The organism is Lacihabitans lacunae, from assembly GCF_042649125.1.
In the GTDB taxonomy this organism is placed as follows: Bacteria; Bacteroidota; Bacteroidia; order Cytophagales; family Spirosomataceae; genus Leadbetterella; species Leadbetterella lacunae.
On record NZ_JBHRYQ010000001.1, the window covers coordinates 4,556,126 to 4,580,645 of the forward strand.

At 35.4% G+C, this 24,520-nt stretch carries 22 protein-coding genes and 1 tRNA gene; 10 read left to right on the top strand and 13 right to left on the bottom strand.

Features of this window, described 5'->3' with window-relative positions:
- Nucleotides 1–4: 4 nt before the first annotated feature.
- The 11 genes from ACFOOI_RS19425 to ileS form a co-directional block, all read right to left on the bottom strand.
- The gene (locus ACFOOI_RS19425) at nucleotides 5–1,513 is read right to left on the bottom strand and encodes a class I SAM-dependent DNA methyltransferase (protein ID WP_379839750.1); all 1,509 of its coding nucleotides are present in this window, start codon (nucleotides 1,511–1,513) and stop codon (nucleotides 5–7) included.
- 398 nt (nucleotides 1,514–1,911) lie between these two features.
- Nucleotides 1,912–2,511 (bottom strand): hypothetical protein, encoded by a 600-nt coding sequence (locus ACFOOI_RS19430; protein ID WP_379839751.1) that lies wholly within the window; start codon nucleotides 2,509–2,511, stop codon nucleotides 1,912–1,914.
- Nucleotides 2,508–2,780: a hypothetical protein gene (locus tag ACFOOI_RS19435; RefSeq protein WP_379839752.1), complete on the bottom strand. Its 273-nt coding sequence runs from the start codon at nucleotides 2,778–2,780 to the stop codon at nucleotides 2,508–2,510. The genes ACFOOI_RS19430 and ACFOOI_RS19435 overlap by 4 nt, the downstream gene beginning before the upstream one ends.
- A complete protein-coding gene (locus ACFOOI_RS19440; protein ID WP_379839753.1) occupies nucleotides 2,773–3,402 on the bottom strand; it encodes a hypothetical protein in 630 nt (209 codons plus the stop codon). Before ACFOOI_RS19440 ends, ACFOOI_RS19435 begins: the two co-directional genes overlap by 8 nt.
- A 179-nt stretch (nucleotides 3,403–3,581) precedes the next feature.
- Nucleotides 3,582–3,785: a hypothetical protein gene (locus ACFOOI_RS19445; protein ID WP_379839754.1), complete on the bottom strand. Its 204-nt coding sequence runs from the start codon at nucleotides 3,783–3,785 to the stop codon at nucleotides 3,582–3,584.
- 237 nt (nucleotides 3,786–4,022) lie between these two features.
- The gene (locus ACFOOI_RS19450) at nucleotides 4,023–6,653 is read right to left on the bottom strand and encodes a DUF6371 domain-containing protein (protein WP_379839755.1); all 2,631 of its coding nucleotides are present in this window, start codon (nucleotides 6,651–6,653) and stop codon (nucleotides 4,023–4,025) included.
- 267 nt (nucleotides 6,654–6,920) lie between these two features.
- Nucleotides 6,921–7,205, bottom strand: coding sequence for a hypothetical protein (locus ACFOOI_RS19455; RefSeq protein WP_379839756.1), 285 nt, complete (start codon nucleotides 7,203–7,205; stop codon nucleotides 6,921–6,923).
- A 73-nt stretch (nucleotides 7,206–7,278) separates the two neighbouring features.
- Nucleotides 7,279–8,127, bottom strand: coding sequence for a hypothetical protein (locus ACFOOI_RS19460; RefSeq protein WP_379839757.1), 849 nt, complete (start codon nucleotides 8,125–8,127; stop codon nucleotides 7,279–7,281).
- On the bottom strand, nucleotides 8,117–9,316 hold the full coding sequence (locus ACFOOI_RS19465) for a site-specific integrase (protein WP_379839758.1): 1,200 nt from the start codon (nucleotides 9,314–9,316) through the stop codon (nucleotides 8,117–8,119). The genes ACFOOI_RS19460 and ACFOOI_RS19465 overlap by 11 nt, the downstream gene beginning before the upstream one ends.
- 174 nt (nucleotides 9,317–9,490) lie before the next feature.
- Nucleotides 9,491–9,564 (bottom strand) — tRNA-Asp (locus tag ACFOOI_RS19470).
- Nucleotides 9,565–9,686: 122 nt separating this feature from the next.
- Nucleotides 9,687–13,094: an isoleucine--tRNA ligase gene (gene ileS, locus ACFOOI_RS19475; RefSeq protein WP_379839759.1), complete on the bottom strand. Its 3,408-nt coding sequence runs from the start codon at nucleotides 13,092–13,094 to the stop codon at nucleotides 9,687–9,689.
- 185 nt (nucleotides 13,095–13,279) lie between these two features.
- Here ileS and ACFOOI_RS19480 point away from each other — a divergent pair, with 185 nt between their 5' ends.
- From ACFOOI_RS19480 to ACFOOI_RS19515, 8 genes are all read left to right on the top strand, one after another.
- Nucleotides 13,280–13,885, top strand: a complete 606-nt coding sequence (locus tag ACFOOI_RS19480; RefSeq protein ID WP_379839760.1) for a trimeric intracellular cation channel family protein — start codon at nucleotides 13,280–13,282, stop codon at nucleotides 13,883–13,885.
- Nucleotides 13,886–13,887: 2 nt separating this feature from the next.
- Complete coding sequence (locus ACFOOI_RS19485) at nucleotides 13,888–15,156, top strand: 3-deoxy-D-manno-octulosonic acid transferase (protein ID WP_379839761.1); 1,269 nt, start codon at nucleotides 13,888–13,890, stop codon at nucleotides 15,154–15,156.
- Nucleotides 15,157–15,218: 62 nt separating this feature from the next.
- Complete coding sequence (locus tag ACFOOI_RS19490; protein ID WP_379839762.1) at nucleotides 15,219–16,013, top strand: Rossmann-like and DUF2520 domain-containing protein; 795 nt, start codon at nucleotides 15,219–15,221, stop codon at nucleotides 16,011–16,013.
- 453 nt (nucleotides 16,014–16,466) lie between these two features.
- Complete coding sequence (locus ACFOOI_RS19495; protein ID WP_379839763.1) at nucleotides 16,467–17,027, top strand: hypothetical protein; 561 nt, start codon at nucleotides 16,467–16,469, stop codon at nucleotides 17,025–17,027.
- A gap of 145 nt (nucleotides 17,028–17,172) precedes the next feature.
- A complete protein-coding gene (locus tag ACFOOI_RS19500; protein WP_379839764.1) occupies nucleotides 17,173–17,664 on the top strand; it encodes a hypothetical protein in 492 nt (163 codons plus the stop codon).
- 226 nt (nucleotides 17,665–17,890) lie between these two features.
- The gene (locus ACFOOI_RS19505; RefSeq protein WP_379839765.1) at nucleotides 17,891–18,382 is read left to right on the top strand and encodes a hypothetical protein; all 492 of its coding nucleotides are present in this window, start codon (nucleotides 17,891–17,893) and stop codon (nucleotides 18,380–18,382) included.
- A gap of 70 nt (nucleotides 18,383–18,452) precedes the next feature.
- Complete coding sequence (locus ACFOOI_RS19510) at nucleotides 18,453–18,947, top strand: hypothetical protein (protein ID WP_379839766.1); 495 nt, start codon at nucleotides 18,453–18,455, stop codon at nucleotides 18,945–18,947.
- 56 nt (nucleotides 18,948–19,003) lie between these two features.
- Nucleotides 19,004–21,733: a COG1470 family protein gene (locus ACFOOI_RS19515; RefSeq protein ID WP_379839767.1), complete on the top strand. Its 2,730-nt coding sequence runs from the start codon at nucleotides 19,004–19,006 to the stop codon at nucleotides 21,731–21,733.
- A 2-nt stretch (nucleotides 21,734–21,735) separates the two neighbouring features.
- Here the strand turns inward: ACFOOI_RS19515 and ACFOOI_RS19520 are convergent, their stop codons facing one another.
- Together ACFOOI_RS19520 and ACFOOI_RS19525 are read right to left on the bottom strand one after the other, a co-directional pair.
- Entirely contained in the window at nucleotides 21,736–22,236 is a 501-nt protein-coding gene (locus tag ACFOOI_RS19520) for a hypothetical protein (RefSeq protein ID WP_379839768.1), read from the bottom strand.
- Between the two features lie 10 nt (nucleotides 22,237–22,246).
- Entirely contained in the window at nucleotides 22,247–22,735 is a 489-nt protein-coding gene (locus ACFOOI_RS19525) for a hypothetical protein (protein WP_379839769.1), read from the bottom strand.
- Between the two features lie 48 nt (nucleotides 22,736–22,783).
- Here ACFOOI_RS19525 and ACFOOI_RS19530 point away from each other — a divergent pair, with 48 nt between their 5' ends.
- Both ACFOOI_RS19530 and ACFOOI_RS19535 read left to right on the top strand, forming a co-directional pair.
- A complete protein-coding gene (locus tag ACFOOI_RS19530; RefSeq protein WP_379839770.1) occupies nucleotides 22,784–23,587 on the top strand; it encodes a hypothetical protein in 804 nt (267 codons plus the stop codon).
- Nucleotides 23,588–23,731: 144 nt separating this feature from the next.
- Nucleotides 23,732–24,520: a ParA family protein gene (locus ACFOOI_RS19535; RefSeq protein WP_379839771.1), complete on the top strand. Its 789-nt coding sequence runs from the start codon at nucleotides 23,732–23,734 to the stop codon at nucleotides 24,518–24,520.

A 24,520-nucleotide genomic window follows, 5' to 3' on the forward strand; every position in this document is an offset into this window, starting at 1 on the left:
GGTGCTATATTTCAATTCCTACTTTTACTAAATTCGTTTTAATACGCTGTTGCAACTCAATAGACTTTTCAAAATACCCTTTTAGGTTTTCAGAAATGGTGGCCACTTTTTCTTCATACGGTATGCCGTCATCTTCTACTTCTTCAGTGCCTACATATCTTCCCGGAGTTAGTACAAAATTGTTGGCTTCTACTTCTGCAAGATTTGCAGACTTGCAAAAACCTTGTACATCTTCATAATTGCCATCTATGTTACGCCAATTGTGGTAGGCTTCTGATATTTGGGTAATGTCTGCATCTGTAAGGATTTTATTTTTACGGCTGGTCATAGTGCCTAATTTACGGGCATCTATAAACAGTATTTCGCCTGAACGATTGCGGAATTTGTGATTGGTTCGGTTACGAGCCAAGAACCACAAACAAGCTGGTATTTGGGTATTGTAGAACAGTTGTGTTGGTAAGGCTACCATACAATCTACCAAGCCCTCTGTAATTAGTTGTTTTCTTATTTCATTTTCTGTACCTGCATTGGTAGTCATAGAGCCATTGGCTAATACAATACCTGCTGTTCCTGTGGTGCTTAGTTTATTGATGAATAGTTGCAACCAACCATAATTGGCATTTCCTACTGGTGGTACTCCGTACTTCCACATATGACTATCTTGCAATTGCTCGCCACCCCAATCGGAAATATTAAACGGTGGATTGGCAATGATGTAATCTGCTTTTAAGTCTTTGTGTCTGTCGTTATGGAACGTATCGCCTAATTCAATTTTGGCATCAATACCTCTAATGGCTAAATTCATTTTAGCCAATTTGTAAGTAGTGGGGTTACTCTCTTGACCATAAACGGCAATATCGCCAATTCTTCCACCGTGGGCTTTTAAAAACTTCTCGCTTTGAACAAACATACCACCACTACCACAACAACCGTCATAAATACGCCCATTGTATGGTTCGAGCATTTCTACCAATAGTTTAACAATACTTTCGGGAGTATAAAATTGACCGCCTCTTTTACCTTCGGCATCAGCAAACATTCCTAAAAAGTACTCATATACTCTACCTAATAAATCTTTGCTGCTATGGCCTTCTTGTTTGAAACCTACGTTTCCGATAAGGTCAACTAGTTCACCCAAGCGTTTTTTGTCGAGAGCAGGTCTTGCATAGTCTTTTGGCAATACACCTTTTAGCGAAGGGTTGTCTTTCTCGATGGCATCCATAGCATCATCAATGTCTTTGCCTATGCTCGGAAGTTTGGCTCTTTGGTGTTGTATATAGTTCCATCTGGCAGAAGGGGGTACATAAAAAACATTCTCTGCCAAGTACTCGTCTTTGTCTTCGGCATCAGAAAGGTTGTCTTCTTTGAGTTTGTTGTATAAATCCTCAAAACTATCCGAAATGTATTTTAGGAATATCAAACCCAATACAATGTGTTTGTATTCGGCTGCATCCATATTGTTTCGGAGTTTGTCAGCAGTGGCCCAAAGGGTTTTTTCTAGTTCTTGATCCATCTTTTTGTATAAAATTCAATAAATATGTCTTTTCAAAAATGTAATTGCTTTTTCTCAGATTTCTTTGGCTAATATCCGTAATAAGTAACAAATCATGTTTTAATCGAAATAAAAGCCATACTCCAATTCATGATTTTAAATCAAGAAATCGGGTTAGATTATTAATTCTGGGGGTTAAAGCAATGCGAATTAAGAATATTCTTTCAAAAAGCTAAAAAACAGTAGAGTTTCATGGTCGATTTCAGAATTTTTCAAATTCGATTTAAATTTAAAAAGAACTATTTGTTATCAAATACTATTACATGGTATTTTTTGAAACAAAAGATAAAAAAAAGACAGCCGGAGCTTTTTAAATGCCACCGCCTGCCTTTGTGTCGATAAGATATTTTTACGAAATATCACACCAATATTCTAATCACACAGCCTTTATTGCTTATAGTAAATGTATCAGACCAAACGTAAGTTCCATTTGCAGAAACCGCTCTATAGGTATGTTTTCCCGGTTTTAGATCCTTATAAAATCCTACTCCATTTACTAAGGTTTTATTGTCGCAAGATATTTTTACAGAAGACGTGATATAACTGCTAACTGCTCCTATATAAACATTGTCAATATAAAAATTCAGGTAGTTATCATTAATCTTCTTGTTTAGGTAAATCAGAAATGTTCCCTTGGTATTAGTAATTTTTACAACTTCCGAAGTAAAACCACTTTTCCCAAGTTTTCTTTTTGCGGTTACTTTTAAGGTGTAATTACCATCGTTTTCATAGCCATGGAATATCTCGGAGAATCCTTTATCAAGGTTTTTTATATTGCCATCTCCCCAGTCTATGGTATATGAATTATACGTTGAGTTATTTTTAAGGACTATATCTCCATAATCGCCATATTTAATACTAAATTCTGGATTTGGAGATGGAAATATCTCTTGGTTTTCACAAGAGATATTTAGTAATAATACAATAACAGAAGTGATGATTTTTAATGTTTTTTTCATTGTTCGATACTTTTTGATTCTTGGTTATCTATGGATTCTTCTAAAATTTTATCCTCTTTCATTTTTTCAATGGCCTCTAATTGCTTCTTGAAGAATTTTTTGATTGACTCTCCAAATACAAAAGTTAAAATCAGGATTCCGATAGCTGCTGCCGACCAGAAAATGATAGAAAACCAATTAGTTGTTTTTTCAGGTTTAGGATAAAACCTCGGGCGATATTCTACTATTTCAAATGGGTTATAGTCAAATTTGAGATTTGGGTCAAGCATATTGTGTTTGGTTTAGAGTGGGTAATATAAATTGGTTGTAATACATAGTTACCAAGATGTTCACCAGAGTGGGCATATCGGCTACAACATCCTCATTTGATTGACCATTAACAAAGTCAAATGTTTCCATTAGTAGGTCAGTTTCATACCTTTCAAGACGTGCAGAGTTTTCATAATAGTTTTCTTTTGTTTTTAAATACAACTTATTTAAAGTATCCAATTCAGCATTTTTTTGCTCTTTTATCTCATTTTCTATTCTTTTTAGCTCGCTCTGTTTCCATTGCTCTAGTATACGGTTTGATTTTTCTAAAACTGAACTTTGATAGTTGTTCTGAAAATCTTCGAATTTCTCTTCATACGAGTTAATTTTGCTTTCTAAGGTTTTTATTTTTCTTGCCTTTTCCTCCAATTTAACTTGATAGTTCTTTAGCTCCTTTTCATATTCTTCATTTTCAAATTTGGAACTTTTTAGCTCCCCTTTTTCTTCCATTTCCCAATAATCTTGTATTAGATTTGTTAGGTATTCTGACATTCTCATACGCCTTTCGTTTGCTTCGGCCATGACTTTTCGTTTAAAATCATACGATGTTCGTATGTTTACATTTTGTGATAATTCATTCATGATAAAAATTTTAAAAAGTTTTTAATATTCTGTAAACCAGCTGTATAACAATTGCGTTACAGCGGTTTTACATGTGCAAACTTAATGTTATACGACGTATAACACAGGAGAGTATGGACAATATGGATTGTGTGGATTTTGTTTTACATTTTAATAAAGTATATAGCGAAGGGATAATATTACCCACTCTTAATACATTCGTGAATCTCTGTCTCCACAAGGTCATAAGCATTTGCAATATCCTTAATAGTGACTCTCGCCCCTGTCAGTTTCTTAGAACTTGGGTACTCCTCTTTTATACTTTTGATTATTGCATAGCTAGATGACCTGCTTGCATCCAAAATCTTCATTACGTCCATATAATTCAATACTAATCTTTTCATTTTTTTAGGTTGTTTTTTTAATACACTACAACGCAACTTTAAACTGTTGATAATTAAATAATTAACTCTTGATATTTGTAGTAAAAGTGTAGTTAAAGGCTACTACACTTACTACAAATATTAAAATCAGAATTACTACATTAAACTACAGATTTACTACACTTTTACTACAAGAATATTAATATAAATAATTGATAATAAGGATTTTAAAGTGTTTGTTGTAGTGTAGTGTTGTTTTTAAGAATCAAAATTATTTTCTGGATATTCTCTATTTAAATTCAAATTGAATCTTAGCCTATAGTTTTCGTAAATCAATGAAAGTGAATTACTTACTGGCTGAGAGCTTGATTTTTCAGACTCTATATTTTTTGAAAAACGAATTGACTTAAGAACCTCTTTGGAATTTCTCTTTTCTTCAATTTTTAAAATCTCTTGTACAATAGAATCTCTGTCTGGAGCCGTGCCGTGATTTATTTGTCTATACTTTAGTTTGTAAAGATTATAGACTGAAGGCAGATTAATTTGAAGCATTTCGTTTAAAAACTTAAAATGTACTCCTTCGATTAATTGATGAGCATCATATAAATTTTGAAGTATGGCAAAAAACTCCGCCACATCTGAATTACTAAATTGAATTTGATGCTGATGTTTTATACAATCGGCAGCATAGCTAGTGTATACATCTAAAACATCATCCTCACTTTCACTTTCGCACATGGCGATTTTGTTATGAGTTTGAAGAATAAATGCACATGTCATACATTGTATTATGTTACTAGTTATTCTTTCTGGATAGTCACATCCTTTTACTTTTTCAAGTAAACTTGTATTTAATTTATCGAAAGCATTACTGTAGTTTTCTTCAATTAACGCTCTGTATTTAAGAAGCTCCACAGAAATACCTGCCAAACCTCTTGACTCTAAGTCTGAAATTTGATTGTAACCTTCTCTTTGGCTTTGTGTCTTTTTGGTATCTTCTACACTTATTAAAATACACCGTGAAAAGAAAATTGGATTTCTTGGTAAAAAGTTACTTGTTAGAGTCAAAGCAGAATGTATTTCTATACTATCAGTATCTGTGTTCCCTCTGTTGTTATCGGGTGTTTTATGATATCCTGCATTGTCATAAGCTGCCTGTAAAAGACCTTCATGCTGAAAGTCAGGATGGTATTCATCCATCCATAAAAGCGTATTGGATGCCTGATCCATTAATTTAACTAATGCCGCTTCTGTATTTTTTGACTTTAGATTTATATCTTCTTGTTTAAAGCCAAATAAGGCCGTTAAGCTCCTTACTATACTACTTTTGCCAGTACCTGCTCCGCCTTTTAGAAAAAGAATAGGAGAGCTTCCTTTATGTTTTAAAATGATGTCTCTAAACAAAGACATAACATAAAAACAAACCGGTATAAACGCCTTCTCTAAAGTATGAGCTTGAGCGTATATTCGGAACCAAGTATTGAAGTTAATTTGGCTATCCGTTAGCTTGAATCTATGTTTCAATTTATTGTTGGAGGTTGGAATGCATAAATGAAATTCACCAGAATTAATTATTCCTAAATTTCCTGGAGTGGCCAATTGGTTATTTGGCTTTAATACTTCATTAGAAAAGAAATAACAACCAGATTGTTGATGGTATCCATACCTAGTAACCTTTATGGCATCAGGAAATTTGTGTTTGAATAATACATCCTGCATTTCGGTTAAATGTAGTTCTGTCCCTTTAAAACTTAACCTTTCTTTAGCAAGAATATTCTTTATTTTTTTAGCGGAGCAAAAATCATCATGTGATACTTCTATAAATTTCGAGTTTTTCATTTTTGTTTTTATTTCAATTATCCAAGTTATTTGGTCTTCGTTGTCAATTGTTTTATACTTAATAAATAGGAGATATTCCTGTGCTACTACTTCATAATTGTTTTTTGTTTTTACCCAAATAGAGTAATCATCACGAAACTCTACTGTTGGTTTAATAAAAAACAACTCGTTTTTGATAATGCCGTCTAAAATATCAAGCTTTGTCTTTTCATTTTTGAACCGTTCTATATTTGCTATTATTTCATCTGCCAAATCGTGTCCATCTTCTCTTTCAGGAAACAAATCGGAAACTTCAATATCATTTACCGTTGATCTAAGGTTTCTTATGCTGGAATTATCTCTTCCTGCTTTGTCAGCATCACAAAGCCATATTACTTCACGACCAATGAGATTTTTGGCTTTTTCAGTTTTAACACCATTTGCGGCTGCACTTGCCAACCATACATATTCAGGATAAAAGTATGAGGCAATTACTTTTGTTTTTTCTGACTCTACTATTACTACATTCTTTTCTTTATCTATATCAATACTTTCTAATCCAAATAAATCAATGCTGTATTTTTGATTTTGATTTGGACCTTTCATTGAAAAGCTGTAAAAGTTCTTGTCTCTTTTACCATTGGTGGCATATCTAGTCCTTTTACAATTTATTATATCACCTTTTTTGTTCCGAAAAACAAATACTGTTAGGCCTTTTTCATCAGTCCCAACATTTTGAGATTTTAGATGACTTGCTGGAATGCCAATAGAGTCGCAAAATTTGTGAAATGAGCTTGAAGAGTCATTTAAATAATCTTCAAATGTATCCTTCTGTTCTTTAGATGGATATATGTATTCTATTTTCGGATTACTCTTTGTAGAAGCCTTTGTAATGCCATTACCAGTAGGGATATTGTGATAACCGCATTTATTTTTTTTATCACAAATCCCATATTCTAATGGCATTCGTACACCAAGGTCATTTTGATAATATCTAAATGACTTTTCAGTATTACATTTTGGACAAGTACCCTTTGGTTTATTAGTATCCTCGAATTTATATTTACTCATCAGTTTCAGTTTTTTTAATGTTAAAGTGCTTTGAAGAATTACATTGAAATATTGTAAGGCCATGACCTGACAATAACTGAATTATGAGGGGAGGAGAACCGCTTTGGCTAAAAGGCAAAAAGGATTTTGCAATCACTTGGGAGAGTGATTGACTTTTTGAAACGAATTTCATAAATTTGTTAGTTATTATTTTAAAAAAATGTACTAGTCGGTGCATTTGAAGCCAATGTGCGGGAACACATTGGCTTTTTTTATGCACCTAAATCATTAAAAATCCTTCGGGAAAAGGTTCTTTAAATCTTGAATGGAGACGTAGACTTTACCACCAATCTTGTTGGTTCTAAATAGTCCACTTCGCTTGAATTGCTCAAATTTTGATCTTGACCAACCAAATTTTGCACATACCTCTGATGGCTGAATAGTTTCAGGTAATTCAGATTTTGTTTCTTTGGAGATTACTTTCTCAAGATGTTTGAACTTTTGTTCGATGAGCGAGACCACGCTTTGAAGGTCTGTTACTTCAGTACTTAATTGACTTTTTTGTCGGTGCATAAAAATTATTATTATTTAATACCCAAAGGTAGTAAATAATATGTTGTAATAACGCCAACAGCAAGAAAAATATTTATCTTTTTTGATTGTCGTCTATTAAAGTCTTGATAGATTCTATTAACCCCTTAAATTCTATTGTTTTGAAGTATTTTTGGAAGTCTTCAATAAAGTCAAGGTATTTAAAGTCTGCAAGAGTTGCACCCATTAAGAGATATTTAGGGTTATGGAATTTGAATTCGTAATATTTAAATTCAAACATCCAGATATTTTCATCTAGTCTTTTTTCAAATTCAAGCCATTTATTGTCTTGAGTTTTTAAGAATGAAATCAATTGAAAAGCATTTAGCTCTAAACTTTCATTCAATAAATATTCAATAAAATCAGTATTCTTAAGACTTTTTGAAAAAGAAATTATGTGTTCAATTAAAATTTCATTTATTATTTTCGGCAATTCGAAGTTTTCATATCTATAGGTATTGAATAAATATGAAAAATCAAAAGTATGGATAAGCATACCGGTACGGTCATTATCTGTAACTTTCTCATACTCATTTTTTACAACGTTAGTTAGAGTAGCAGCTTCTCTAATCATTTTTAAATAGAGTTCTTTTTTCTCCGCTTTAAATGCTTCAGGTTCCGCACATATTTCAATTAATTCATCAAACTCATTTAATGTTAAACTTACATTTAACTTACTTTTAATTTTGACAGATTGTCTATTAAAAATTATTCGTACGTATAATTGAAACTTTGGTTCTGAACTATTGTTTTTTTCATCTTTCAATTGAGAAATATATTCGGTAGCTTTAAGATATATATTCAAATAATACTTAATTGCTATTTTTTTTCCAGGAATCGATAATTCACTTGCAAAATCATCTGGAAGCTTAAAGTCTATATTTTTAATTACGTTATTTCCCATTTTTTTCTTTTTTAAATATGTCTCTCAATTTTTCATTTTGAATATCTTCAACCAAATGTACATATTTGTCAGTTTGTTCTCTTTTTGAGTGCTGTAACTGTGATTGGACTAACATTGGATCTTTTGAAAGTATATAAAGATTAGTTCCAAAAGAGTCTCTTGAAGCTTTAAAATAGAGTTTTCTATTAACACCTGCCAACACTGCAATTTGCTTTAAAAGCTTATTTACTGTGGAGTTATACATTCCATGAAATAATCTTCTTTTCTCAGTGGTTGGCCAGTATTTTCTAACTAAATCCACTGGTTTTCCATTAAATAGTAAATATAAGGGTCTAGTTCCTATTTTATTTGTTTTTTTTGCTCTAAATTTTAATATTAGACCGTTAGCAGTCTCTTCAAAGTTTTCTCTTGTTAGTGCTTTACAATCAGAAAATCTTAATCCTGTATAGCAACTAAACAGGAACATATCCCTTGCTTTTTCAAGCTTATCTTTTTTCTCCATTCTTTCATTAAAAACCAGCGACTCTATTTTTGCAATATCGTCCAGCCTTAAAAAAATAGTGTCTGTTTCTTCAGTGTGTAATTTAAAGTCACGGTAGGGGTTTTCGTTTTCAGCCATTAAATTCTGCTTAACAGCGAGGTTAATATATTTTCTTAACTGCCTGTGATATTTTTCTATGGTATTGATCTTTAAGTTTCTGTCAGACCTTAAGAAATTATCAAAATCTTGAATAAGGCTATAATTCAAATCCTCAAATTCGATATTTCTCATAAATTTTGTCAAAACCAATAGTGTGTTTCTGTGACTTTGAATAGTTACAAGTTCAAGTTGCGTTTCCTTTTCAATTTGCTCTTTGAAGAATTTAGTAAAAGAAGTTTTTGGTCTTAGTTTTTCCTTTGGCTTTAAAAAGATATCAAAGTCTGATAATTCAAACTTCCCATGTAAGGCTCGATACTCAATCTCAAAAGTTTCAAAGGTATTTAAAAAGTCTTTGATAGTTTTTTCAAGGTATGCGTCTTTAGGTCTATTTTTTTTAGTATCCCATTCTTTTGGAGTTAAATAAACTTTAGTGGAAAAATATCGACGACTTCCATTAAGGTAAGCTTGAATTTGAATCAATCCTTTTTCCTTGTTCTTTTTAGGTATGTCTTTTTTAAAATCGAAAACTAATCTGTAGGAAACTTTCATTTGCATTATGTTTTTGTGAATTCAAACATACCATGAAAGTGCAGAGAAAATGTGGGTAACAAACGAGTAACAAAAAATGTGGTATTATGTGTTAAAACATAGTAACCTAGAATATCTAAAAGTGGACTAAAACCCCCAGAAACCAAAAAAAGCACTCAAATTGAGTGCTTTTTGCGGTCCGGACGGGACTCGAACCCGCGACCCCATGCGTGACAGGCATGTATTCTAACCAGCTGAACTACCGGACCAAATTCCCTTTCGGTTAATTGTGGTGCAAAGATAAGTGCATTTTTTGTATTGTCAATACCCCGACCGAAAAAAAATCATATTATTTTTATACATTTTTTTTAAAATATTAGAAATGAATACTTTACGAAAAAACAAATATTTTAATTTTTAAAATAAATTCATCCATCTCTATTTCTACCGTTTCTTTTAGTCCATTTTTGATTTCTAAACTTGTAGCCTGAACCTCCTGACATATGTATGCTGAGAAATTTTGAACGGCAGTGCTTAGCTCTTCTTGGTCGTTTTCTAATTCAATCACTATTTTGTCTGTCACCTCAAAGCCATTGTCTTTTCTGTAATTCTGAACACGGTTCACAAAGTCCCTCGCTATGCCTTCTTGTTTCAGGGCGTCGTCTATGTGTATGTCAAGAGCCACTGTAAGGCCGCCGTCTTGAGCGGTTAGGTAGCCGGGTAGGTCTTCGGTCAGTATCTCCAAATCGCTCAGTTCTATTTCGCCTATTTCGAAGCTCAATTTCCCTTGAGTTTCTATTTCTTTTATCTGCTCTTTGTCTAAGCCCAATATCAGGTCAGCCACGGCTTTCATGTTTTTGCCGTATTTAGGTCCTAAAGCCTTAAAGTTTGGTTTTACTTTTTTGCTCAATACACCCGAAGCATCGTCGAGATAAGAAACCTCTTTAACGTTGACTTCTGTTTTAATCAACTCCTCCACACTGCTGATTTGGTCGCGGGTGGTTTGGTTTAGTACAGGCACCAATATTTTAGAAAGCGGCTGTCTTACTTTTATCTTGTTGTTTTTACGGATACCGTGTATCATCGAACTTATGCGTTGTGCCAAGTCCATTGAGTTTTCTAGGTCTTTGTTTATCCACGTATGCTCAGCTACTGGGAAGTCCGTTAAGTGCACCGAGTTATCGTCAGACGTATGCGTTAGGTTTCTGTAAAGCCAGTCTGCATAGAATGGGGCTATAGGTGCCATCAGTTGCGAAACCACCGTTAGGCAGTAGCCAAGTGTTTCATAAGCCACATGTTTGTCTTTGCGTTGGCTTTCGCCTGCAGACGGGTTCCAGAAGCGTCTTCTGCTCAATCTTACGTACCAGTTAGACAAATGGTCAGACACAAACTCTTGAATGGCCCTGCCGGCTCTGGTAGGCTCGTAAGTTTCGTATGCTTCGTCTACTTCGCCTATTAGTGTCTGTAGTTTAGATAGTATCCATTTATCTAGTTCAGTGCAGTTTGCCAAGTCTATTTTGCCCGATCGCTCGAAGCCGTCTAGGTTAGCATATAGGGCAAAGAAATTATAGGTGTTAGTCAATGTTCCGAAAAACTTATTTCTAACCTCAGTGATTCCATTTAGGTCAAAACGTAGGTTGTCCCAAGGCTGTGCGTTGGTGATCATGTACCACCTGGTAGGGTCAGCACCGTAGTTTTGTAAGGTAGTAAATGGATCTATGGCGTTCCCGAGGCGTTTAGACATCTTGTTGCCGTTTTTATCCAAAACCAAACCTGTAGAAACCACGTTTTTAAACGCTACAGAGTCAAACAACATACCGGCTATGGCGTGCAAGGTAAAAAACCAGCCACGCGTTTGGTCCACACCTTCTGATATGAAGTCAGCAGGGTAGGTGCTTTGAAGGCCATCGCCGTCTATTTTGCCTTTGTTTTCAAATGGATAGTGCCACTGTGCATACGGCATAGCACCTGAGTCAAACCAAACATCAATCAAATCTGGCTCACGCGAAAGCACACTCCCTAGGTCAGAAACCAAGAAGATGTCGTCTACAAATGGCCTGTGGAGGTCAAACGTGCCGTCTTTGTGCATTTCTAGGAATGTCTTGTTTTTAGAAGACTGCTCATCCGATAGTTTGCCTGAGTCTACTGCTTCTTGCATTTTTTCAATCAGTTCGGCTACCGAACCAATGCATATTTGCTCATGGAAATCATTTCTCCAAATCGGTAGGGGAGTACCCCAATATCTCGATCGCGACAGGTTCCAATCCACTAGGTTTTCAAGCCAGTTGCCAAAACGCCCTGTACCTGTAGATTCAGGCTTCCAGTTGATGGTTTTGTTTAGCTCTACCAGGCGGTCTTTCATGGCGGTGGTTTTTATAAACCAGCTGTCAAGCGGATAGTAAAGTACCGGCTTGTCGGTTCGCCAGCAGTGCGGATACGAGTGGTCGTAGCGTTGCACGGTAAATGCCCTGTTGAGCGTCTTTAACTTGATAGAGATACGCTCGTCTATCGATAGGTATTTGTCTTTTCCTTGTTTTATTCTTTCTGCTTCTTTTTCTTCGTCTGTCAGGTAGGCTTCTTTTACATATTCGTGAGCAAAATCAGAGACCTCTTTCACGAATCGGCCTTGGCGGTCTACCAATGGCATTTCTTTGCCATTTTCGTCTTTGACCATTATTGACGGAATGCCGTTTTGTTGGGCCACTCTAAAGTCATCTGCACCAAAAGTAGGGGCAGTGTGCACCACGCCCGTACCGTCTTCAGTAGTTACAAAATCTCCGATGATGATTTTGAATGCAGGTTTGTCGGGCTGTACATAAGGCATCAGCTGCTCATAATCTAGTCCTTCTAGTTCTGAGCCTTTAAAGGTGGTCAATATGCTCCACGGCAATAGTTTTTTGTCAGAAGCTTCGTAACCTTCAAAGTCGCCATCTTTCCCTTTTTCGCTGAAATATTTCGGGATAAGGTCTTTAGCCAAGATCACATTGATAGGCAAATACGTATATGGGTTAAAGGTTTTCACCAGTGCGTATTCTATGTTTTTGCCTACTGTCAAGGCTGCGTTAGATGGCAAGGTCCAAGGAGTGGTGGTCCAAGCCAACACAAAAACCAGGTCAGTGGCTTTTTCGAATATAAAAGCCGATTTCTCGGTTTCTTCTAATTTAAACTGAGCCGTTATAGACGTGTCTTTCACATCACGGTAGCAGCCCGGCTGGTTTAGCTCGTGCGACGAAAGCCCGGTTCCGGCCGCTGGCGAATAGGGCTGTATGGTATATCCTTTATATAACAGGTCTTTGTCAAAAAGTTCTTTGAGTAAATACCAGATACTCTCTATGTAATTGTTTTCGTAGGTGATATACGGATCTTCGAGGTCTACCCAATATCCCATTTTGAGGGTTAGGTCGTTCCATTGATCGGTGAATCGCATCACGGTCTCGCGGCATTTTTGGTTATATTCTGCCACCGATATTTTCTTGCCTATGTCTTCTTTGGTTATTCCAAGCTCTTTTTCTACTTGTAGCTCTACCGGAAGCCCGTGCGTGTCCCAGCCACCTTTACGGTTTACTTGGAATCCTTTGAGGGTTTTGTATCTACAAAAAATATCTTTTATGGCTCTGGCCATTACGTGGTGAATACCCGGTGTGCCATTAGCCGAAGGTGGACCTTCAAAAAACGTGTATGTAGGCTTGCCGCTTTTGGTGTCAATAGATTTTTGGAAAATTTGGTTATCGTTCCAAAATTTCAGGATTTCATCTGCTACTTCTGCGTAATTGACGGCTTTATATTCCGGATATCTCATGATCAAAAATAATGTTTGTTGGATTTTAAAGAACCTTCCTTAAAATGAGCCGCAAAGATACATATTTTAGCTACAAGACTATATAAGGTTTTTGGGATAAATGCATAAAAAAAGAGTAAAATATAAGGAATAGCCCGAGATTCTCAGATTACTAGGCTATTTTTGCAGAAAATAATAACAATCGCTTGGACGTACTTTCATTTATAAATATCGGGGGAATGATTGCCTTTGTGGCATCGGGCACACTTGCGGGTATCCGTAAGCGACTCGATATTTTCGGCGTAATGGTAATCGGCTTTGTGACTTCTATCGGTGGTGGTACTATCAGAGACATGCTTTTGGGTATTTCGCCTGTCAAATGGCTCACCGACTCCAAAATCATTTTACTCATATTGGTGGTTTCGCTTTGTACCGTTTTTTTTAGAAAAAGAATAGAGAGATTAGATAAAACCTTGCTTTTTTTTGATACCCTCGGTTTAGGTTTTTTTACGATAAAAGGATTGGAAGAAGGTATTTCAGCCGGACTAAGTGTGCCGTCGTGTTTGATTATTGGGACCATAACGGCCTGTTTTGGTGGGGTATTAAGAGATATTTTGTTAAATGAAATACCCACACTTTTTCATAAAGAGATATATGCTACTGCCTGTCTGATAGGCGGTTTTCTTTTTTTTCTTTTAAAATACCTGAATGCTCCTTTGGCGTTTATAGAACTGGCCACTTTTATTGCGGTAGTTTCGGTGCGTTTTGCGGGTATAAAAACAAATTTTACGCTTCCTAATATAGAACCATAGTCTTGATTTTTTTAGAAAAAATATCGCAGTTTGTTTACAATGTTTTACTGTTTACAGTAAAAGTGTTGTTGGTTTTCTTTCGAAAATCAAATTCTAAGATTGGGCTTTTTGCAATTGGTCAAAGCGATTTGTCGGTTAAGTTAAAAGATTTTTCAAGCAAAAGAAATTATAACCAAAAGCTCATTTGGTTTCATTGTGCGTCTTTGGGTGAGTTTGAGCAAGGCAGGCCCGTAATAGAAGCCTACAAAGCGGAGTTTCCAAACGACTTTGTGTTGCTCACTTTTTTTTCACCTTCGGGATATAAAATTCGTAAAAACTATGCCTTGGCAGACAAAGTCATGTATATGCCCTTAGATACCCCTGGCAATGCTCGAGCATTCGTAAAAGCGATTCAGCCTGATGTAGCGGTTTTTGTGAAATACGAAATTTGGCCTAATTTCATCAAAGAACTTAAAGCTGCCGGATCTTTAGTGATAGGCATCTCCATGATTTTTAGAGAAAGTCAAATCTACTTTAAGTATTATGGGAGTTTTTTCAGAAAAGCACTCTTCTCATTTGATCGTCTTTTTGTTCAAAACAAAGAAACCGCAGATATTTTAGTTAAAAACGGTTTCACCAGCATCGAAACAGTAGGAGATACCCGTTTTGACAGAGTTTGGGACACCGCCCAGCAGATTCAAGCCATAGACCGGGTCTCAGAGTTTGTAGGTAAACAGCAAGTGATGGTGGTGGGCAGTGCATGGGCAGCAGATATGCAGGTGCTTTTGCCGGTTATTAATGCATTTCCAGAGTTGAAATTTATCATTGCCCCGCACGAAATCCACGAAGTGGAGATATCAGACTGGAGAAAGCAAATTCATAGCCCCACGGCCCTATTTTCGGATTTACCTGATGAAGAAATTCTTAGGGAAACTCAAGTGGTTTTTGTAGATAGTATAGGAATGCTTTCTAAACTTTATCAATATGCCACCCATGCATATATAGGAGGGGCTTTTGGCAAAGGATTGCACAATACTCTGGAGGCGGCGGTTTTTGGTGTACCCGTATTTTTCGGAAATAAAAACTTTAAGAAATTTGACGAAGCAGTAGCCCTCCTTTCGTTGGGAGTCGCATTTTCGGTAGATAGTCATGAGCAGCTGCATACGCTACTGTTAAATATGGATGCAGGTGCTTTGCTTAAAATTAAGAAAGACTCCGAAGCATTTATTCAGAAAAACAAAGGTGCAACGGTTAAAATCATGCATTTTCTACAAGAATTTAGGGTAAAATAAGTGCCACAAAAACAACTTTAGTAAGTATTTGATATATTTACGTAGATACACCTTAATACATTATGAACGTTGCGATAATCGGCACTGGAAACGTGGCTTGGCATTTGGCTCGCGTATTTGAAAAAAACGAGATTTTGGTCACAGATATTTATGGAAGAGACGAAGACAAGGCCGAAGAGATTGGCCAACAGCTCTACGAAGTAAAAATCAATACGGAGCTCGATTTTTCGGAAAGTAGGGCAGATGTTTTCTTTGTTTGCGTGTCTGATGACGCCATAGCGGAGGTTTGTTCTAAGGCTTTGTTTCCTGAAGGAGCCATAGTGGTGCATACTTCTGGTGGTCGCCCACTGTCAGATGTGCAAGAGACACTCCGAATCTACCACGACCTTCCCGTAAGCAGTGGGGTTTTTTATCCAGTAATGACGTTTACCAAAGGCAAAGCAGTAGATTTTCTTAAAATTCCGATTGCCATAGAGTCTGAAAACGAAGAAACCGAGAATCTGCTGCTCGGACTAGCGAGGGCAATCTCAAACGAAGTTTTTTTGATGAACTCCAAGGAGCGTGCTATTTTGCATGTTTCGGCGGTTTTTTCATGTAATTTTACAAATCATTTGTGGGCATTGTCAAAAGCTATTTTAGATTCCGAAAATCTGGAATTTGATATGCTAAAACCTTTGATTGCCGAAACCTTTAAAAAGGCCATGGCCAGCGATCACCCCGCCGAAGTACAAACGGGACCAGCCCTAAGAGGCGACGACAGCAGCATAAAATCACACCTGGATTATCTTGCCGAAGACGAGGACTTATTGGAAGTTTACGAAACCCTCACCAAGAGCATCCAAGATTGGCACGAGTAAAGCAGTTTTGCTTTTCTTTTTAATTATGACGACAACTTTTTTTGTTCGCACCCCCGTGCCATTTTTATTTAGAAATATTTTTATTTCAATTCTAAAAATATTTTAGGCGAATTTAAATTTAGTTTCTACTTTTTTTTCTTTTCAAAAAACGTCTTTTTTTGATATTCATACTTTTGTTTATCAGGTAGTTGTGTTGTTTTTTTGCTTTCAAAAAATTATTTAACGGTAACTATTTTTGGCTAAGTTTCTAATTATTAGCAACTCTGGCATTTAAAGTTGTGGCACAGATTTTGGAGCGTATAATCACAAGAGCAGCCCCATAATTAACCATTTATGAAAAGGCCTCCCAAATTAAATTATTTATAAACTAGGATTTAGTGTATCATTTTGGTTCCTAAAATGTCAGGGAAATACCATTGAAAAGCTAATCAAAAAATTAAACATTTTTTTATTATGAAAAAGTCTATTTTGACATCATTCGCTCTTGTTTTGTTTGCACTTGGTGCAAGTGCACAGGTAGTAACTTATCCCAATTTAGTTCAAACCTACAAACAAAAAGTTCAAATGGTAGCCACTGCAGTTACTACAGATGGTACTGGTGGTGGTGGTGGTGGCACAGGTGGTACTGGAGGAACTACTGTGGATTTAGCACAAGTTGATTTTGCTTTTAATACCGCTGCTCACTATGCTGATGGTATTTCAGGAAAGGTAGGACACAACTTTCTAATTACTTCAACTTCTCCATGGTTATTGCAAGTAAAAGCAGAAACTGATTTATTTACAGCACTTACTACATCTGGTTCTGACATTTCACATAATAAATTAGCTTGGGCTTTAGCTTCCGATGGTACTTATACATCATTATCTACGGACTTTGCAGCAGTTAAAAGTGGATCTTTAGGTTCGCCACTTACCCCTGGTCATGACTTTACAGTTTATTACAAGTTAAATCCAGGTGCAGTTGCTCCAGATACGTATTCAATGAATGTGATTTATACATTATCGGTTCAGTAAAATTTCACTTTTATAGTTTTCATTAGGAGAGGATATTTTTATTCTCTCCTTTTGGTGTTTATTTTGGTTTATTTTTTTATGTTTGTAGACCGTAGTTTTTAATTTAAGTTTAAGGGCTACGCCAATTTGTCTAAAACAAGGAAAAATGAACAAAACGCTATCGTTTATAACGTGTTTTTTGTTAGCCTTAACTGGCCTGAAAGCCCAAAGTACTTTTACCCAAAAAATTACTTTGACGGCTCTTCCTGTCCTCGAAATGAAAGTAGACAACAACCTAACTTCTTCTGATTTTGTATTTAATACTACTGAAGATTATCAAAACGGAAAAACCAAGGTGCAAGCTATTGGGATTAGCGTAGTTTCTAATTTAGATTGGGTAGTAAATGTAAAGTCTACATCTGCTTCATTTAATCCACAGACTGTCGGAGATATTGATATTCCATCTTCCGCTTTTTTGATAAACAAAACAGGCTCAAATGAGCAAATTCTTCTTAGTACTGAAAACCAAACGGTGGCCAAAGGTGGTCTTGGTGGTTTCGAAAAGAATCATTTTTTGTTAGATTACACTGCAAAACCAGGCAGTGTTAAACACGATATCTACGATATCGAAGTAGTTTATACGCTCTCACCTCAATAGTAATTATTCTTCATTTCATTTTTTTCGTTACAATAATCAAATATTATTGTTTTTAATTATTTGATTTTTAATGATTTGTGATTTTTTCGCCACCGTTAAATCATTTTTGGCACAGTTGTTGATATATGTCAATTGTGAAGATTTTAAGTGCTTAACTTCTTTACAAAACATATAAAGTCAAACAGAATCTTAGATTCTAATTTGGCGAAAACAAATTGCTTTTTTAATGAAAAAATTCCTAATAACCGTAGTGGTAACTTTTACCACCACCTTATTGTCTTACGGGCAGGTTTCTGCCAAAGGCCACGATGTAGCCCTCGAAGTAAAAAATATAATTGAGCTAGATTTTGTGAGTTCACTTACTAACCCTCATTTTGTTTTTAATCAAGCAAGTGATTATGACAATGGTAAAACCTTAGAACAAGCTGGTACTTTCAAAGTCAGGTCAAACATTCAGTGGATTGTAGATGTAAAAACAGCTACAACGTTTTTTCAGAGCAATAATGGCTATCAAGGTTTAAGTGCCAGTAAGCTTTCGATTAGAAAGAATGGCGAGACGGTTTTCAAGTCTCTGTCTACAACTCCCCAAGTTTTAACTACTGGTCCACGTGGTGGTTTTGATCTCAATAATTTTCAAATTGACTATTTCGCTGCACCTAGTTATATACTACCTGGTGAATATACCATTGATGTAGTTTTTACACTTTCCGCACCTTAATATAAACCGTATTTTCTTAATAAATTTTTAATTGGCTGAATATAAACCGCAGTCATAATTTTTTTACCCAATGAATAAAACTCTTTTTTCAATCGCAATCGGATGCCTTTTGGCATCAAATGTGTTCGGTCAAAACACCGTAAAAACACAAACTGTCACATTGAGCATCAATAACATATTGGAGCTTGATTTTGATAACACTACACAAAATCTTGGATTTACATTTGCAACTGCATCTGATTTTGAGGACGGCAAAACCAACCTCTCAGCAGCAGGGCTAAAGGTAAGATCAAACAAGGCTTGGAATGTAAGTGTAAAGGCTAATACGGCCAATTTTGTTACCTCAGGAACAGGAGATTTGAATGTGGCAGCAAGTACGCTTTCGGTAAGAAAGAATGGAAGCACTGCAGCTATTCCGCTTTCTACAACAGATCAAACTTTAACTACAGGTGCTAAAGGTGGCTTTGGGCTAAATACGTTTCAGATAGATTACATTGCCAAGCCTGGGTATATCTCACCTGCGGTATATACATTGGGTGTAACCTTCACAGTAACAGCACCATAAATTCAATACTTAAAGCATTTCCCTAATCATAAAACTGTTATTCCTAAAACCCTAAAATGATACAAAATAGAAACATATCTATTTTTATTATCTCATGCTTTCTGTGCTTGTTTTTGTCAAAAAACGAGGCTATGGGACAGTTTGATATGGGTATGGAAAACTATTCTATTCAGGTTCTAAATGATACAGTGGCTGTAAAGCCAGGGCAGTTTGCTTTTAACTCTATAACCATAAACAATACCTCAGACCAAGACTTAGTGCTGGGTCTGGGGTTTAGTTTGCCCGTTGGGTGGGGGTTTGTAACTAACCCTGACCCAAAAGTGGTAGTTAAAAGAGGCGAGTTTTTGAGTATACCGTTTCGTATCGCTCCTTCGCGGGCGGCATTAGGCGATGTAAATTATCCCATAACCATCATATTTCAAAATCCAATGACGGGCAAAGAAATTAAGCAGAATTTCTTTGTAAGAATTAATAATAATACGGTATGGAATGCAAGTCTATTGAGTTCAAATCTGCTAATTGAACCTACCGATAGTTTATCCAAGTTTGAACTTAGAGTAAAAAACAACGGCAATAAACGTGAGCTTTTTGAAATAAGTTTAAGGTCAGATTTAAGGTTAAGTTTACCTTCTACAGGTACACAATTTATTCTTTGGCCAGGAAAAGATACTACAGTAACGGTTTTTGTAGCTTCCAGGTCAAAACTCGCGAACACCAATACCGTTTTGTTTTTTGTAAAAGCTCAAAAAGAAACCGTTTTACTTACGGGTAACGTGTATTTCACATCTGATACTTTTCAAGGTAAAACAAGCAGGTTTGGCTCTATGCCGATTGACGTAGAGTATTTTGGAGTTAATATGTTTAAAAGAAATTCTTCGTATAACTATTTCGATATTAGTGGAAACTACGATTATGGAAAAAATAGGTCGCTTAATTTCAGACTGAGAACAAATTCGGTAAACCTTGGGGATATATTTTCAACGCAGTTTTATAGCCTCAGATATAGTAGCGACAGGTTTGAAGTTGGTGTAGGCAGTCAAAATAGGTTCCTGAATTACCAAATTAACGGATATGGAGCAAATGTAGTTTTTAAAAACAAAAAACAAAGTGAGTTTGAGCTTTACGGTGTTAAAGGCTATCAGAAAGACGATCAAGTTTTGGGTTTAAGAATCGATAATAACATTTCAGAGAGTCTGAATTTGTCAACAAATGCGATGTTAATCGATGACAAAAAGAAAGATGTGCTAGCTTTTTTTAGTCTACATAAACTAGAGAAAAAAAGCACAGTAAATGACCAAATTTCGGTATCGGGAGGTTATAGTGCTGGAAAACACATTGACACGCTCAACTATGGCTACATGGGTGGCTATCGAATCGAGAAAAGATATAATTTAGTTCGATTACAATCTTCGTATCAATATTACAGTCCTTTGTATTATGGTTTATTAAGAGGAGTAATACATGGAAGTCATGAGCTAAGGTTTGGTACCAAAAAGGCTACTTTCTCTTTATTCTCGCAAACAAACTCAAGGCAGCCTGTTCAGCTTAATTCGGAAAATGTAAGTTTCTCAAGTCTAAATTATAAGACTTTTGATAGTGGCTTAAGATTTGGATTTGCTAATCAAGTAAATAACATAAGTTTTGAGTTTTCTTATTTAGAGCAATATCAGCAAAATGAAGATTTGTCTAAAATGAAAGGTTATAGATCTACCGTCTATTTGACTTCTAATAAGGCTAAGTTTTTTCAAACTTTAAGATTTAGTTATACCCAGGCCTCCATAAAAGAACTGGCAGATTCTAATATGAACAATAGCTATAGTGCTTATTATCAAATGAAGTATAAAAATATTGGTGTAAATGCAAATTATGCTTTTGGGCCTAATTATTATTTTGACTATTTGAGTTATTACAAATCTAATGTATTGCCTAATTCTCAAAACGTATCTGTTTTTTATGAATTAAATAACAAGTCGAAAACTTTCTATAATCGCTTAAATCTCACGGTTAGTAATCGTTCAAATTTTGAGCACCCGAGTATGTATGTAAGAAATGAGCTATATTTTGAAATGCCTAAGATAAAATCAAGAATAACACTATTTTCTAGCTTTGACATTAAAGATGTATCCAATACAATGTCATTTAATGTTTCGGTCAAGAAAACCTTAGACGTACCGATGATATTTAAGCAAAAATATTACTCTGCGAGTTTGTTTTTATTTAAAGATTTAAACAATAATGACCTGTTTGATAATGGAGAAGAGCCACTATCCAATGTTAATATCAAAATAAATGATATCACCTTTAAGTCTAACAGCAAAGGAATGATTTTCCTTAAAAATGCCGAAGAAAAACAATACATAATAGATTATAAAGTTATTCAAAACCTGAAAGGATGGATGGTAAAAGACGGAACCGTAGATACCTTAAATTTAGATAGAAATGTTTCACTTGGTGTGCCATTTAAGCAAAGTAGAATGGTGGCAGGGAGAGTAAAGTTTGAAAATGAAAATACCTATAACAACAAAATTGAGGCGGCAAATGGCATTCTAATTATTGCCATCAATAAAAAGGGAGAGATTTTTAAATCTTCTACAAACTCAAAAGGAGAGTTTTATTTTAATTTAAATAAAGACTTTTATAATATACAGATGCCGACCAATATTTTTGGAGAAGAGTATCATGTAGAGAAATCTATTTTCTCAGTAGATTTGACTAATGAAAACTATTCAGAAATAGAATTTAAAGTTGTGAAACAAAGGCGAAAAATTAACATTAGAAAGCAATAATACTATTGGGCAGTAAGGGTGAAAAGCAAGACGATAGCGTAGGCACCACCATTATAATCATATCCTGGAGTAGCTTTTATGTCAAGTTTGAAATTGTTGCCTGACTGTGTGTCATTGCCTCGGCTTCCTTGAGTGACCATTTTCGGGCTATTGCTCAGCGGTACAAAAGTGTTAGAAGTGGTTTTTCTTAAGCTGAGAATTGAGGAAGGCATTTGGGTACTGGCCTCAGGTCCGATGGAAATAAAGTTAGAAGTTAAGGTGGATACATTGAGAAGCCAGTTTTTGTTTGAATTTACGCCAATGTTAAACTTGTTGTTGAGTATTATGCCATCAAGGAGTTCTTGGTTATTATTAAATTTGAAGTCTAAGAAGCCATTGGTGCTGAGGTCCATAGCGATATACGAATAAACAGTCACACTGGCATTTGCACTTCTCGTAACTATTGTTTGAGAAAAGCTGGTATTAGAAATAATAAAAAATATAAAAATGAGTATTTTTTTCAAGGTCTTAGTTTTAAAGTTCGGTTAACGTAAAAATAAAGTTATAGTTGTAATAGTTGGGTACATATATAAATTCAAGTGGGTTTAGAATTAGGTCGAAATAGATAATATCAGACTTTCTAGAACGACCATTTACCTCAAGTAATAATATATCGGAGAGACCTAATGGTTTTGTCAAAAAACTTGAGCCACTGATTGTAAAATTAGCACTGTTTAGTTTTATCGAAAAAAGAGAGGTGGGGGTAAGGCCAATATTAAAATTATTGATAGGTTCTAACTTGCAATAAACATTGTATTGTCCTTTTTTAGAATTGGTAACATTTAAAGTAAAGGCCTTGGTGGTAGTTCGAGAAGTTTGAAAATTATTAAGTGTGCTATAATCAAATGTTAAAGATGAAGATTGTAGGTTAAAATCAAAGGTTTGGGCATTAATTTTGAATAGTGATGTTAAGCTCACTAATAGTATAGAAAATGTTATTTTTATAGGTTTCAATTTTAACATTAAGGGGTAGTTTTGTAAAATAAAGTTTAAAATAAATATATTAAATAAATGAAACGAGTTTTTTTTCTTTTTTTCTTTTTAATTGGATTATCCGAAGTACATGCACAGCAAGTAAATGTGAACCCTTCTATCGTTAATTTTAACGTTGGAAACGTGGGTGCATCTGAAACTAAAGTAGTAACCATTACCAACAATTCAAGCAAAAGCCAGTCTTTTGAGGTGAGTTTAGGTGACTGGAATAGAAACCCAGACGGTTCACACGAATACTTTGCTCCAGGTACTAAACCTTTCTCGTGCTCATCATGGATAACGCTGAGCAGTAACTTTATAGAGATACCTGCTGGGCAAAAAGGAGAGATTCTGATTACTATGCAAGCACCCACAGACCCAGCTCAATTAGAGAAAATGAAATGGGCGATGCTGTTTGTTCAAGGAGCACAGATAAAGAAGGAACTAGTAGGTGGGCAAAACGAAGCGAAAGCAGCTGTGCAGGAGATATTACGAATGGGTATCCATTTGTATCAAACGCCACCATCACTTTTCGAAAGTTCAGCGAGAACACTAAATTTGAACCCAAATAAAGAAAATAGTAAAGTGTATGACTTTGAAATAGAAAACATAGGAAAAACCATGATTACAGGCAGGGCTCACATGGAAATTACCAACCTTTCAAACTCTGAGGAAGTTATCACGCCAGTTGTAGATTTTCCTGTATTTCCGGGAGGAAAAAGAGTGGTAAAATTAGAGATGCCGAATGAATTAAAAAAAGGTAAATATTCAATACTCGCGGTGTTGGATTATGGAATAAATAATCCGCTCGAGGCAATTGAAAAGACCATTGAAGTTAAATAAATTTAAGCCACTTTCGAGTGGCTTTTTTTTTGCCATTTTTTAGTGAAAAATTATTAAAAAGGGCAATTTGTTGAAAAAATTACTGTTTATTAAGCCCAAGAGTCATAATTAAACCATTAATTTGTACTTCAAAAAAAAACATTGATGCTTCCTAAAGTAATTGCCATTTGTAATCAAAAGGGTGGAGTGGGCAAAACCACCACAGCTGTTAATATTTCAGCAGGTTTAGCCGCCAGAGGTTATAAGGTTTTGCTTATTGATACCGACCACCAAGCCAGCTGTACCGTGGCTTTTGGACTAAAATCTGAATACGACAACAAAAGTATATATGCGGCTTTGGTAGGCTTAAGTCCGATCCAAGACTGTATCATAAGGACTGGCTACCCAAACCTAGACCTCATACCGTCTACACCTCACCTTGTGGGTGCCGAAATAGAACTCGTAAACGTTACCGAACGCGAGTATATTCTAACCGAAAAGTTAGAACCCATAAAACCTCTGTACGATTTCATTTTTATTGATTGTCCGCCTTCCTTGGGTATTGTGCCCGTAAATAGCCTTATGGCGTCTGATTCGGTGATTATTCCGCTTCAGTGTGAGTATTTTGGTATCGAAGGTTTGGAACTCATATTGGGTACCATGAAGATTATTCAGAAAAGATTGAAGCCGGAGTTACGTGTGGAAGGGATTTTGCTCACCATGCACGACGAAGACAATGAGCTTTCTAACCAGATATTGAAACTCATGCGAAGCACCTTTGGTGACCAAGTATTTGATACTTATATACCTAGAGACATGGCGTTTATTGACTCTACTGCCAAACAAGTGCCTGTGATTTTAGCCAAAAAGAAAAATACAGTAGGTGCTAAGGCCTACGATAGACTTATTCTAGAATTTTTGGAAAAATATAACCTAATTAAAAGAAAAAGATAA

Bases quoted from the DNA above. Each gene is read 5' to 3' on its own strand.
- ACFOOI_RS19500 (WP_379839764.1), top strand. From the start codon at position 17,173: ATGAACAAAACGCTATCGTTTATAACGTGTTTTTTGTTAGCCTTAACT.
- ACFOOI_RS19515 (WP_379839767.1), top strand. From the start codon at position 19,004: ATGATACAAAATAGAAACATATCTATTTTTATTATCTCATGCTTTCTG.
- ACFOOI_RS19495 (WP_379839763.1), top strand. From the start codon at position 16,467: ATGAAAAAGTCTATTTTGACATCATTCGCTCTTGTTTTGTTTGCACTT.
- ACFOOI_RS19525 (WP_379839769.1), bottom strand. From the start codon at position 22,735: ATGTTAAAATTGAAACCTATAAAAATAACATTTTCTATACTATTAGTG.
- ACFOOI_RS19435 (WP_379839752.1), bottom strand. From the start codon at position 2,780: ATGCTTGACCCAAATCTCAAATTTGACTATAACCCATTTGAAATAGTA.
- ileS (WP_379839759.1), bottom strand. From the start codon at position 13,094: ATGAGATATCCGGAATATAAAGCCGTCAATTACGCAGAAGTAGCAGAT.
- ACFOOI_RS19450 (WP_379839755.1), bottom strand. From the start codon at position 6,653: ATGAGTAAATATAAATTCGAGGATACTAATAAACCAAAGGGTACTTGT.
- ACFOOI_RS19490 (WP_379839762.1), top strand. From the start codon at position 15,219: ATGAACGTTGCGATAATCGGCACTGGAAACGTGGCTTGGCATTTGGCT.
- ACFOOI_RS19430 (WP_379839751.1), bottom strand. From the start codon at position 2,511: ATGAAAAAAACATTAAAAATCATCACTTCTGTTATTGTATTATTACTA.
- ACFOOI_RS19535 (WP_379839771.1), top strand. From the start codon at position 23,732: ATGCTTCCTAAAGTAATTGCCATTTGTAATCAAAAGGGTGGAGTGGGC.
- ACFOOI_RS19460 (WP_379839757.1), bottom strand. From the start codon at position 8,127: ATGGGAAATAACGTAATTAAAAATATAGACTTTAAGCTTCCAGATGAT.
- ACFOOI_RS19505 (WP_379839765.1), top strand. From the start codon at position 17,891: ATGAAAAAATTCCTAATAACCGTAGTGGTAACTTTTACCACCACCTTA.
- ACFOOI_RS19440 (WP_379839753.1), bottom strand. From the start codon at position 3,402: ATGAATGAATTATCACAAAATGTAAACATACGAACATCGTATGATTTT.
- ACFOOI_RS19530 (WP_379839770.1), top strand. From the start codon at position 22,784: ATGAAACGAGTTTTTTTTCTTTTTTTCTTTTTAATTGGATTATCCGAA.
- ACFOOI_RS19425 (WP_379839750.1), bottom strand. From the start codon at position 1,513: ATGGATCAAGAACTAGAAAAAACCCTTTGGGCCACTGCTGACAAACTC.
- ACFOOI_RS19455 (WP_379839756.1), bottom strand. From the start codon at position 7,205: ATGCACCGACAAAAAAGTCAATTAAGTACTGAAGTAACAGACCTTCAA.
- ACFOOI_RS19510 (WP_379839766.1), top strand. From the start codon at position 18,453: ATGAATAAAACTCTTTTTTCAATCGCAATCGGATGCCTTTTGGCATCA.
- ACFOOI_RS19445 (WP_379839754.1), bottom strand. From the start codon at position 3,785: ATGAAAAGATTAGTATTGAATTATATGGACGTAATGAAGATTTTGGAT.
- ACFOOI_RS19465 (WP_379839758.1), bottom strand. From the start codon at position 9,316: ATGAAAGTTTCCTACAGATTAGTTTTCGATTTTAAAAAAGACATACCT.